Genomic DNA, 11,585 nt, shown 5'->3' with positions numbered 1-11,585 from the left:
TCTTCAACCAACCCTTAACGTCGCGATTTCACCGTAGCTCGCGCTCTCTGCACCATAATGATTGGCCTACTCTTCTCTTCATCACTTCATTTAATTACAGTTATAATGCTCACTGTTTTTTAATCTGTCAATCTGATTTTGAAAAAAATTTCAACTAGCCGAAAATTAACTCAATTGGCGGAAGGTCAGCACCTTTCGAGAGGCCGACTGTAACGGGCGCGCGGGGTTGCCCACTGCGGTGGTATGCGGGGCAACATCTCTTAAAACAACCGCACCAGCGCCAATCTTTGCGCCCTCACCAATGGTGATTGCGCCCAGAATAAGCGCATTGGCGCCCAAAAACGCACCGTGTTTAACGACCGGATGGCGCCGGCCGACATCCGTTGGATAACGTGCGCCCAACGTGACGCCGTGCAAAATCGTCACGTCATCTTCCACAATTGCCGTCGCCCCAATCACAACGCCCACCCCGTGGTCAATAAAGACCCGGTGCCCGATCACCGCTTCTGGATCAATTGAAATCCCGGTCGTCATGGCCGACCACCGACTGACAATCCCGGCCAGTACATAACGGTGATACCGCGCACAAAAATGGGCGATGCGGTGCCAAAAAAGGGCGTGCAAGCCCGGGTAGGTCAAGATCACTTGGGCAAGGGAATGCGCCGCAGGATCACGCTTGAGAATGGACCTTGCCGTTTGCCACATCATCAGCCTGCTCCTTTACACTTTGAAACCCCCGCGTCAGATCCGCCAGTAAGTCCCGTTGGTCTTCGACCCCGACGGAGAGGCGAATTAACTCATCTTTGATGCCGTTCTTGAGCCGTGTTTCCCGCGGAATGGCACCGTGGGTCATCAACGCCGGAATCTCAATCAAGCTTTCTAACGCGCCTAAACTTTCAGCTAACGTGATGACCTGTAAGTTTTCAACAAACGTTTCCGGATTGAGACCATCTTGAAGTTCAAACGAAATCATGGCACCGAACCCGTGCATTTGCTTCTTAGCAACGGCGTAATCCGGGTTGTCGGGGTCACCGGGATAGTAAATTTTGGCAACGGCCGGTTCGTTCTTTAGGAAGTTAAAGACCGCTTCCGCGTTAGCTAAATGGGCGCGCATTCTAAGGGCTAGCGTCTTCATCCCCCGTTGTAATAGCCAGCTTTCTTGGGGTGCTAAAATACTGCCGATGGCGTTTTGCAGGTACCCAATTTTTTCACCGAGCGCGTGATCCTTAGTGACGACTAACCCACCGATGACATCGGAATGGCCCCCCAGGTATTTAGAAGCCGAATGCAAAACGATATCGACACCCAACTCTAGTGGTCGTTGGACGTACGGTGAACTGAACGTATTGTCGATAATGGTCAGCAACTCATGATGGTGCGCAATTTCTGCTACGGCGGAAATATCGGTCACCCGTAACAGGGGATTGGTCGGTGTCTCAAGGTAAATGGCCTTGGTTGCTGGCGTAATCGCGGCGGTTACCGCTTCTAAATCCCGGGTATCAACAACTGTAAAGGTCAACCCGAAGCGCTTTAAAACCGAGTCAATCAAGCGGAACGTGCCACCGTAAACGTCATCACCAATCACAAAATGGTCGCCAGCTTGAAACATTGAAAAGACGGTATTAATAGCCGCCGATCCGGATGCGAAGGCAAAGCCGTCCGAGCCACCCTCCAATTCCGCGATTAACGCCTCAACAGCGTCCCGCGTTGGATTACCAGTCCGTGAATACTCGTACTTGTTTTCACCGATCTTTTTTTGCCGGAAAGTCGATGCCATGTAAATCGGCACCGAAGTCGCGCCCGTTGCTGAATCTTCGCTAATCCCGCCGTGCAATAATTTCGTTTCAAATTCCATTTGAATCATCCTCCCTAATTATCGTAAATGTTTTCACTCATGTAACGCTCGCTGCTATCTGGAAAGACCGTGACAATCGTACTGTGGTCTGGTAAATCTTTGGCTACCTGCAGACTGGCTGCCAGCGCCGCCCCTGATGAGCTCCCAATAAACAGGCCTTGGTGGCGGGCCATTTCACGAACCTGAGTAAACGCGTCCTCGTCTGAAATTGTTAAAATTTTGTCTGGTACAACATCCTCAAAAAAAGGTGGTATAAATTCAACGCCGATGCCTTCCGTCTTGTGCGGATGGGCGGGACCACCGTTTAAAATGGATCCAGCGGGCTCAACAACGACCGTTTGGATGTTTGCATTTTGTTCTTTCAGGTATTTTGCAATCCCCGCAAACGTCCCACCGCTGCCTGCGCCAGCGATAAAAGCATCAATAGGTTGCGCCAAATCTGCCACTAACTCGGGGGCTAGTGTGTGATAATAAGCCGCCGGATTCGCCGGGTTTTCGAACTGCATTGGGACGTAACTATTGGGCGTCGCCGCCGCAATGTCACGAGCTTTGGCAATCGCCCCTTTGATTCCCTTTTCGGACGGCGTATTAACCAACTGCGCACCCAATGCACGCATCAGTGTCTGCTTTTCAAAACTAAACTTTTCTGGCACCACTAAAATGGTCTTAAGCCCGTGTTGTTGTGCGGCGAGTGCAACGCCAATCCCCGTATTACCAGCAGTCGGTTCAATGATGGTCGTTGCATCGTTAATTTTCCCTCGCTCGATCCCGTCTTTGATGAGGTACTGACCAAGCCGATCCTTGATGCTGCCACCTGGATTAAACATTTCTAACTTGGCGTAAATGTGACTATGATTGGGCACTTCAATCGCTAAATCAAGTAATGGCGTGTGACCAATTAGGTCGTTAATTGACTGGATAATCATCCGAATCTTCCTTTCTGGGTACAAAAAAAGGGGCACGGAATTCGTTTCAGAATTCGCGCGCCCCTAGTCCATCTAGCCTTTCAGCTAGCGACTTTTAGGTTAACTCCACCTTCAAAAGTCAATGCTTAACAGGCCAAACATCGCAAGTTGCGCGACATTTGACAACAGTTAACGCTAGCATTGAACATTTCGTTGGTCATGAGCTTTCCTCCGCTCTGGTAATTGGTGTTAGTGTACGAGGTTTGAGTGGAGATGTCAACTGGGAATTTGAACATTGGTCATCTGGCCTTAATAATGGCACGAAATTATCGTCATCGACACCATTTGATTAACCAGTACAAAAAAGTGCTAATTCTGACGCTAAGTCGACAAAGAACCTCTACTGCTTGATGCTAAAATACTAACAGAAACTTTTAGGAGGGACTCCCTTGAAAAAACACATCTTACTCGCAACCATCCTTACCTCAACATTGTTCGTTGTTGGCGGTCTACAGCGCGATTCGGCTCACGCCGCTACGACGTTTAAGACGTCGACAAGTAAAGTGGTTAAGTCGAAAACTAGCGCAACTGTTCGTTACGCGAAAGAAATGCTTGCCACTAACAAAAACGGCTTTACGACTGATGCTGCACCGATTTTTAGTCGTTCAGCCTACCCAACTAGTGGCGCCGCTGACGGCTATTCTGATTTTCTTTTGGGATTAAAAGGAAACGGTTACAAGTTCACCGGTCGTCAGAAAGCCTTTATCCGAAAGAACCTTGTGCTTAATTCAAAAAGTGACGCTGCCACTTTATCGAAGGCCATTGTGGGGCTAAAAGCAATTGGCTATAATCCCCAAAAATTCCGTCCGTATGGGAGTCAAAAAACGCTAAACTTAGTCGCCCAGCTGTATCAATCAAATATCAACAACCAGACGACTAGTGCCTTAAGCCAGGTATTAATCGCCGTATCTACGGGAAATTATAAACAACCGAAAAACGCAAAATTTAGTCGAACAAAATTAGCTATGACGCTTTCAGCCCTCCAACAAACTAATCATGGATGGGCCTATGACAACCAACTATCAAACGTTGATACGGATACAACGGCCATGGCTATCATTGCCCTAGCACGGTCAAAGTCAACGACTCAGCAAGTTAAGGCCAGCCTAATTCAGGGCCAGAACTACCTCAAATCAAAGGTTGCGACTACTGGCGCCTTTGGGTATCAGTATCTCGGTAAAACGGTCCTCAATGCCAATTCCACAGCGGAAGCCGTATTAGCCTACGCAACAAAATTGAACACCGTAAAATACGTCAACCATTCACGATCAATCAAGACCCAAAACGTCTCCCCATTAACTGCATTATTCAAATACGTTAACTCAACCGGCTCTATCAAAGGCGCGTCTAGCCAGTTATACGGCATTGGCCAAGTTAACCTAGCCATTGCTGCTTATAAAACCGCCCTGCATCACCGGTCGGTGTATACGATTAACTAGCCACCCCTTTATACAATATCCTCCTAAAAACACCCAATCTTGCAGTGCGTAGCATCCCGCAAGATTGGGTGTTTTTATAAATGAAAATTAGGACTGCTTATGAGAACGTGGCTAGCCACAACCTCTATGCTTATAACCACTGGTGATTCAGCCATTTAAATCATTTTCATTACAGAATGCCATTAAAGTGAAGCAACCGTTTTATACGGTAATCAAATATCTATAAAAAATCATAAATCGGCCACAAATTAAACATAATTTTAATTTATAGTTAAAACTACAGATAGGAAAAGCGCTTACATATAGATGACCTTTTCAATCATTCGGTATATAAGTCGTGTTATCGAAAACGGCCACCTCTGTGCCCCAACTTTTTCGTATCAATCGCTGGTTTAAATTTTTAAGCGATAATCTATTAGAGAATGGGTGATGGTCGAAATGGAGGTCAGTCTGCTTCAATATAGCGTAACACTAATCTGAAAGCGACACTGGCAACGCTTTTCAACAACTTACTAACTGCTACTACCAATCACAAATCAAAGGAGCCATAAACCATGAAAAAACAACAGCCAAACAATCGACGCTTAAAATGACGTTCAGCTTCTTGCTTTTCTCTAGTACCTTTGGTTTCACTGTCGTAGGCAATACGCAGGCCCAAGCAACGGAAACGCCCACAGCGGTTGTTCAAAACGTGAAAACTAGCACGCCAAAGGCGCACGCAACCTTCACCACCTCAGTTAAATCCATTAACCAGGTCGTCCAAGCTGATGATTACGCAACCGCAATTACCCAAGAGGTCAACTGGATCAACACCCAAGTCGCCGCCGAAAAATTGACGGGATGGGATGCGCTAGCTCTCGTTCGTAGTTCAACCGGCATTACCGATGCTCAAAAAACTCAAATTCAAACCAACATTGAAACAAATTACGCAGATCCAAGTACCCAACACCAACCTACCGATTACGCCCGTGATGTCATTGGCTTAATTTGCGTCGGCGCTGATCCAACAAACGTGAACGGCCAAAACCTGGTTCAAGAAGCCGTCACAAACGGTATTGCCGCAGACGCCGATGTCTATGCGGTCACTTATGGCTTAATCGCTGCTACTGCGGCACAATCAAGTAATCTTGGCAATGTTCAAACTGCCGATCTCCAGATTATGGTGACCAACTTGCTGGGTATGCAAAATTCCGAGACGGGGTATTGGACGGATCAATACGGGTACACCTTGGATACCACTGGGATGGCTTTACAAGCCTTAGCGCTTTATCTTGGAAATTCAGAATTTGACACCGATGGACGCATTACTAATGCTGTTAACTCAGCATTCAATACCATTACTCTCATTGGCGGTAACGGTGCTTTACAAGAAGACGGTAACTTCAAAGATCCGTTTGTTGCTGATGCAGCCGTCAATAGTTCAAGTGATGCAATGCTGATTGCCGGGTTGGCAGCTTGTGGCACTGAACTCCCAGACGAGTCACCACTAAGTGCTCTTTTATCTTTCCAAGTTCTACATGGAACTGACGCTGGTAGCTTTAATTGGACACCAGAAATGACATACGATAGACAACTTTCAACACAACAAGCCGTTTATGCGCTAGATCAATATAGCTATAGCGTCGATGGTAAAGGATCAATCTTTGACTTTACCGCAAATCCAGTTAACTAAGCCAGATATCAAACTTTATAAAACAGGGCGCCCCGGAAAGGGCTACCCTGTTTTTTCGTGAAAACAAGACTCTAATGATACGATTTTACTATAACCGTTTATTTAAGCTAATTAATCGTAGCTCTTATCGCATTCCGGGCAATTCGTAATACAATTTTGCAAGACTTTCTGAAATAATTGTATTCATAATGTTGTTTTTTTAGAATATATGTAAGCGTTTTAGTGTTTTTAGAAATCTAAGAAAGGCACATCTAACTTATGAAAAAAACTGTTTTAGCGTCAAATTTATTATTACTGTCAACCTTGCTCGGATTATTGCTTCCAACTTCAAAAATTTCAACACTGGTTTCCTTTTTCAAGGATACTGAGGTATCTGCCGACTCTACCTCGGATACTCAGCAGGCGGATATTGACGCAGCCACAGCAAGAGTGAACGACTTGGCTTCTAATATAACTACTGAGATCAACAACTCTGATGCCTCAGAACCAGTAAAACAGATTGCTATCAACAATCTTGCAAAACTACAAAAACAACTTGATTCTGCTGTTAACACCTATAAACAAGGGGGCACTCAATCCACCTTCCAAAGTGTTGTTGATACTTTAATTCTATTTATTAACGACGTAGCCACTCCAAATGATTGGCAATCAGCAATTAATCTGCAGACAAAAATATTTGCCGAACGAACCAATGAAATTAACGAAATAACTGAGACTGATCCCGATAATGCAGCGGCGAAAACCAACAAGGATGCCATGGGAACCGGAAAGTTGAAACCTATCGAGACCCTTGCGAAAACTAAGTCCAAAAAAAGCTCGATAACCTCAATATGTAACACAATCATCGGTATTCCTTTACTTAGTAAGAGCCTCCAAGGAACTAATTCAACATCCACACCAAGTACTCAAGATTTAAAATTTGCTAACTTCATTCTTGATAGCATGGCTGAGTCTAGAGAAGATGCCATAAACGCTCTTGTCACCCCTACTGAAGACCAGAAGAACGAGGCCGTTAATGCCCTTAAAACCGCGTATTCTGACGACAAAAATCAGCTAAATGCGCCGAGTGTCACACTAAGTGATCTCCAACAGATGTTGCCAAATTTTTACAAACAATTTAGCAACATTGTTCCTACAACGGATGGTAATGCTGCTAGTGACTCTAGCAAGACTAACGCCATTGCCGCCCTAAAAGCTGCCTACGATACGACCAAGCAAACGCTCGATGCTGTTTCCGGCTTCGATGATGCTGTAAAAACCGCGTTAGCAAATGCCAAAACGTTATTGAATCAGTATACGAGTCAAATCAATGCTGCCACTAGCTTAAGCGACGTGAACACTATTCTAAACACCGGTAAAAATAAGATTAAATCGGCTAGTTACCTTTACCCGACTAATGATGATGTAACGGCCACCGTCAAAATGATTGATGATGCCGCCGCAGCTCAAATTGCCAGCATCAATGCTGACACAGGCGCCTCGGATTCAGCTAAGACCACCGCAATCACGACCGTTAAGAATATTACCTCGCACTATAGCCAAAACGCCCAAGCCAAAAACATCACGTTACAAGTTCTAAAAACCATCCAAACGGCTTCCGTTTCAAGTCTCAAAGCCATCACTCCAATCCACGACCTAACCACTAAAACGGTCACCGCCAGTCAACTTAACACTGCCACCAACGCCATCATTACGGCTGGAAATGCTAAAAAGACCGTCATTCAAAATGACCCAGCTCTATTAGCCACTGACAAAGAAGCAGCGTACACCGCAATTGATGGATTGGTAACCACTTACACCAATCAACTTAAACAAGCAACGACGACCACGGCCTTAAGCCAGGTTCAGAGTGCGGGTGTCACAGCAATCACCAACTTTCAAGCAACTCAGTCGGTAACAACCACCAGCCCTGTAACACAGCTGATAACTACAAAAACAACCATCATCAAACCAACTAACCAAAAACTAGTTTATGCCATCTCAAGTTTGAAACTCTATCAGAGTAATCAGTTGAAAGGCAAGGTCATTGCATCCTATGTCAAACATCGACGTACTAACCGACCCGTTTTCAAAGTGCTGAGAACGGTTAAAAATGACGCTGGAAAGAAAGCCTACTACGTGCAAAACCAAGTTAGCGGCAAAAAGGGGTACATCACAACCAACGCCAAATCGGTGGCTTACACCTATTACCAAACAACCCCTAAGCAGATTAGAGTCATCTCTAACGGTGGCCTTAACCTGTACAAAAAGTCGACGCTTTCTGGCAAGCAACATCACTATCAGAAAGGACAAAGCTTGAAGGTTCATAAACTTATCAAAAGCGGCACCATGACGCGGTTCCAGTTGATGAATGGGAGCTACGTCACCGCCAACAAAAAACTGGTCATCAGCACCGCCTACTAGCGAATTAATCCCGTACCACCATTCCTCTATTTGGTCACAATGTGCAACATAAAAATACAATGGCTCATACAGTAAGGAGATATGCAAAATGAAACGACTTCGTTTAACAAAGTTATTAACCGTTACCGCGCTTTTACTTGGTGGATTAGCGCTTGGAACCGGCACCAGTTCAACCGCCCCATCCGCTCAGGCTAAAACAAAGAGCACCAAGGTGGTCAAAGCGACTTACAAGCGCCTTACAAAAAAAGCCTACCACGTCACAAGTGGCGTCTTCTATAGCACTAGCAAATTAACGCGGGCAAACCACTACGCCGTTAATTATCCCCACACAACTTTTTACACCTATAGTCAGGCCACGATTACTCGCGCAAACGGTAAACGATCCGTTTACTACTACATGACAACCAGCAACCACAAAGTAAAGGGGTGGATTTGGCACGGATATTTAAAGAAAGGTAGTGCTCCGGCTGTCAAAAAGACACCTGCAAGTCAAACAACCACCACAACTACGACGACCACGGTAACTACGCCAACAGCACCAACAACAACCACAACTGGCTCTCAAGCACCAATTACGCCACTCGTTGGCAATACTGGTACGTCAACTAACACCAACGTCAATACCGAACAGGTTCAAGTTCAAATTTTCGGACCTCTCGAAGAGGGCAACAAGGTGCTTAAATCTGGGAATGTCGCCATCAAGGACGGCGATACGGCGTTTGATGTTTTGAAACAACTCGACAGCGACATTTCCTACACCGGTTCTGGATCATCAACTTATGTCACTCGGATTGGTAGCTATACTGCTGGTTCCGGTGGTGTCGGCGGCGGTTGGTTGTACAACGTCAACGGCTCTTATCCAAACGCAAGCGCTGGATCTTACAAAGTTAAGAGCGGCGATCTTGTCCAATGGGTTTGGACTTCTACGCTTGGCGATCGTGGCTGGACCGGCAGCAGCCAGAGCTCATAATCAACTCATCAAATCTACTCACCCTATAAAAAAAGAAGCTCTCTCAGACCAGTATCTGATCTGAAAGAACTTCTTTTTTGGCTTTTGATATGCGGTTACACAATAGTTCGCGGCCCGCATCGATTCCCGCTCAAGGTAGTCTGGCTATCCTTGCCAGCCACGGTCGCCAGCCTTTTCACTCCAGGCCCACTGAACCTTATCGCCATTCTTAAGCTTATAAGCACCAGCACTGCGGTTTGAGTAGTGCCCGTTCACCTGATATACCCAGCCACCACCAACACCGCCACTACCAGTTTTTTTGCCAGCAATCATCGTGACGTATGTCGAACTCCCTCGACCGGTATAAGCGATCTTAATCCCTTTTCTTTTAGTCAACGACTGCAGAACACTAAATGCAGTCGCACCTGTTTTAAAAGAAACGGGACCTGATGCAATGATCTTATTTCCCTCACTCAAAGGACCATTCACCTGAACGGTCACCTTCTTGTTAGACACATTGGTGACCGTTGCTTTACCAGCTTTTAGGTACCCTTTCCAAATCCAGCCAGCGACCCGACCATTGGCTGATCTGATATAGACATATGCGGTCGTCTTCTTGTTACTTCGAGTCACCTGGGCTTGCCGGTAAGTGTAAAACGTCGTGCCCCTATAGTTGGCACCATTATGGACCATTTTGGTTAATCGATTTGATGAATACATCACACCCCGAGAAACGTGAGTTGCTTTTTTACTGATGTTCATCGTCTTAACCCGAACAACCTTAGCTGATTGGGCCTGGACAGGTTGAGGAGCTGTGGTCGAGAAACTCCCCGCTATCAGCACCCCCATCACAACTAAGATTCCTAAAACAAACGCCCTCATAAACCGATAATACTTCATTCTAACAACCCCTAACTTTTATTCGTGGGTTTATTTATCGATCCCACTCAATCACTTTAACCGTCCCATCCGTCATTTCTAGGCATGTGTAATGTCCTTGCGTCAACGTAATATCCCAGAACTCCCGATCTGGAAACAAGTGGTGTAAAATCACCCGAATCGTTCCCAAATGGGTGACCAACGCCACCGTCTTTTGCTGACTAGCGGTCACGAGCTGGTTAAATCCGTCAATGATTCGCGCCTCGTGAATGGCATATGGTTCTGCTTCCGGCGGTGTGTAGCCGAATGGATCGGCCAACCACCGTTCCCACTTAACGGGAAACTGAGCTTGAATTTGATCAGCATCAAGCCCTTCCCACCGGCCAAATCCCCACTCGTCTAAAAAAAGGGCCTGGTCATACTGGCGATTTGGAAAAATTATGGCTGCTGACTCGTGAGTTCGTCGGCGACTACTAGTTAATATTTGGTCAACGCGTGTCGCCGCCAGTTTCGTTTCAACTTCCCGGCACTGATGACGGCCGACTTCATTAATGCCCACATCCGTAGTGCCGTAAAACTTTCGTTGCCGGTTATAGTCCGTTTCACCATGGCGCATAAAATAAAGTCTCATAGCCACGTCCCCAAAGCACCCACCGAGAACAAGAAAATTACGTTCGTCATTGGCACAACACCACCCAAAGAATCCCCGCTAAAGCCACCTAATTTTTTCAAAATAAATCGGCGATAGACCAGTAAAAACAACACCTGAATGAGATAAATGATCACCCCAGCAACCTGGTAAAATCCGACTAGAAAAGCAATGGCAATGACCTGTGCAATCACGATGTTGCTGGTGGCAACATTCGACCAAATTTGGCCAAGACCACCGTGAGTCGCGTTACGATACTTCATTTTATAAAACAACAGCACAATGTCACTTTTTCCAACCATGTGCATCAATAGAATCGCAATATAACCGTCCCATAGCTGAAACTGATCGACATAGTTGGTAAAAATCCCAACCATAAATAGATAGTAAAAAATGAGCGCTAAGGCCCCCATCGTTCCGAGACGGCTATCCTTCATAATCTCAAGCATTCGGTCTTGTTTTCTGGAAGAAAAGATCCCGTCTGAGAGATCCGCAAACCCGTCCTGATGCATGGCACCCGTTAAACAAACGTCGGCCAATAACACCACCATAAACGCTAACGGGGCGTGAACGACCAGTGCACATAAATAATAAATTGAGGCCTCAATTAGGCCAATCAGTAACCCAAATACTGGTAAGAATTTACTCCCATGGTTAAGGTAATAAAGTTCATTGCCTAAGTCGCCCGGAATATAAATTCGGGTGAAAAATCGAAAGTACGCAACCATACTCTTAAACAGTGTCATGCTATGTCCTCGTTTAATTAAATTATCG

10 protein-coding genes and 1 other annotated feature (1 of these 11 only partly in view) are annotated in these 11,585 nt (G+C 45.8%); of the genes, 4 read left to right on the top strand and 6 right to left on the bottom strand.

All coding sequences use genetic code 11. The features are described from left to right. Positions 1-91 (bottom strand) — a binding site (T-box leader) (it extends 144 nt beyond the left edge of the window). Positions 92-165: 74 nt separating this feature from the next. From epsC to FC96_RS10455, 3 genes are read right to left on the bottom strand one after another with little or no spacing between them, the layout of a single operon-like run. Further along, complete coding sequence (gene epsC, locus FC96_RS10465) at positions 166-705, bottom strand: serine O-acetyltransferase EpsC (protein ID WP_056942960.1); 540 nt, start codon at positions 703-705, stop codon at positions 166-168. Beyond that, complete coding sequence (locus FC96_RS10460; protein WP_056942959.1) at positions 671-1,855, bottom strand: trans-sulfuration enzyme family protein; 1,185 nt, start codon at positions 1,853-1,855, stop codon at positions 671-673. The genes epsC and FC96_RS10460 overlap by 35 nt, the downstream gene beginning before the upstream one ends. A 14-nt stretch (positions 1,856-1,869) precedes the next feature. Beyond that, positions 1,870-2,781 carry a PLP-dependent cysteine synthase family protein gene (locus tag FC96_RS10455; RefSeq protein WP_056942958.1) on the bottom strand — a complete coding sequence of 304 codons (912 nt, stop codon included), beginning with the start codon at positions 2,779-2,781 and terminating at the stop codon, positions 1,870-1,872. A gap of 428 nt (positions 2,782-3,209) precedes the next feature. On the opposite strand from FC96_RS10455, the gene FC96_RS10450 reads away from it, so the two are divergent. The 4 genes from FC96_RS10450 to FC96_RS10435 all read left to right on the top strand — a co-directional run bounded on the left by FC96_RS10450 (position 3,210) and on the right by FC96_RS10435 (position 9,304). Continuing rightward, positions 3,210-4,259: a prenyltransferase/squalene oxidase repeat-containing protein gene (locus tag FC96_RS10450; RefSeq protein WP_056942957.1), complete on the top strand. Its 1,050-nt coding sequence runs from the start codon at positions 3,210-3,212 to the stop codon at positions 4,257-4,259. A 589-nt stretch (positions 4,260-4,848) separates the two neighbouring features. Next, positions 4,849-5,931 carry a hypothetical protein gene (locus FC96_RS10445; RefSeq protein WP_056942956.1) on the top strand — a complete coding sequence of 361 codons (1,083 nt, stop codon included), beginning with the start codon at positions 4,849-4,851 and terminating at the stop codon, positions 5,929-5,931. 258 nt (positions 5,932-6,189) lie between these two features. Further along, positions 6,190-8,334, top strand: a complete 2,145-nt coding sequence (locus FC96_RS10440) for a DUF5776 domain-containing protein (protein WP_056942955.1) — start codon at positions 6,190-6,192, stop codon at positions 8,332-8,334. Positions 8,335-8,422: 88 nt separating this feature from the next. Continuing rightward, complete coding sequence (locus FC96_RS10435) at positions 8,423-9,304, top strand: DUF4430 domain-containing protein (RefSeq protein ID WP_056942954.1); 882 nt, start codon at positions 8,423-8,425, stop codon at positions 9,302-9,304. A gap of 144 nt (positions 9,305-9,448) precedes the next feature. Here FC96_RS10435 and FC96_RS10430 read toward each other — a convergent pair whose 3' ends face one another. From FC96_RS10430 to FC96_RS10420, 3 genes are read right to left on the bottom strand one after another with little or no spacing between them, the layout of a single operon-like run. After that, a complete protein-coding gene (locus FC96_RS10430) occupies positions 9,449-10,183 on the bottom strand; it encodes a DUF4430 domain-containing protein (RefSeq protein WP_056942953.1) in 735 nt (244 codons plus the stop codon). A 34-nt stretch (positions 10,184-10,217) separates the two neighbouring features. Beyond that, positions 10,218-10,793, bottom strand: coding sequence for a histidine phosphatase family protein (locus FC96_RS10425; RefSeq protein WP_056942952.1), 576 nt, complete (start codon positions 10,791-10,793; stop codon positions 10,218-10,220). After that, positions 10,790-11,557: an adenosylcobinamide-GDP ribazoletransferase gene (locus FC96_RS10420; protein ID WP_056942951.1), complete on the bottom strand. Its 768-nt coding sequence runs from the start codon at positions 11,555-11,557 to the stop codon at positions 10,790-10,792. The genes FC96_RS10425 and FC96_RS10420 overlap by 4 nt, the downstream gene beginning before the upstream one ends. Between the last annotated feature and the right edge of the window lie 28 nt (positions 11,558-11,585).

It is taken from the genome of Secundilactobacillus kimchicus JCM 15530 (genome assembly GCF_001433995.1).
Classification (GTDB): domain Bacteria; phylum Bacillota; class Bacilli; order Lactobacillales; family Lactobacillaceae; genus Secundilactobacillus; species Secundilactobacillus kimchicus.
Note: the sequence above shows the minus strand (reverse complement) of the source record. Positions and strands in the feature narration are given on the sequence as shown.

Excerpts from the sequence above, each read along its gene's own strand:
- FC96_RS10460 (WP_056942959.1), bottom strand. The coding sequence starts at position 1,855 with ATGGAATTTGAAACGAAATTATTGCACGGCGGGATTAGCGAAGATTCA.
- FC96_RS10435 (WP_056942954.1), top strand. The coding sequence starts at position 8,423 with ATGAAACGACTTCGTTTAACAAAGTTATTAACCGTTACCGCGCTTTTA.
- FC96_RS10455 (WP_056942958.1), bottom strand. The coding sequence starts at position 2,781 with ATGATTATCCAGTCAATTAACGACCTAATTGGTCACACGCCATTACTT.
- FC96_RS10420 (WP_056942951.1), bottom strand. The coding sequence starts at position 11,557 with ATGACACTGTTTAAGAGTATGGTTGCGTACTTTCGATTTTTCACCCGA.
- FC96_RS10430 (WP_056942953.1), bottom strand. The coding sequence starts at position 10,183 with ATGAAGTATTATCGGTTTATGAGGGCGTTTGTTTTAGGAATCTTAGTT.
- FC96_RS10445 (WP_056942956.1), top strand. The coding sequence starts at position 4,849 with ATGACGTTCAGCTTCTTGCTTTTCTCTAGTACCTTTGGTTTCACTGTC.
- epsC (WP_056942960.1), bottom strand. The coding sequence starts at position 705 with ATGTGGCAAACGGCAAGGTCCATTCTCAAGCGTGATCCTGCGGCGCAT.
- FC96_RS10440 (WP_056942955.1), top strand. The coding sequence starts at position 6,190 with ATGAAAAAAACTGTTTTAGCGTCAAATTTATTATTACTGTCAACCTTG.
- FC96_RS10425 (WP_056942952.1), bottom strand. The coding sequence starts at position 10,793 with ATGAGACTTTATTTTATGCGCCATGGTGAAACGGACTATAACCGGCAA.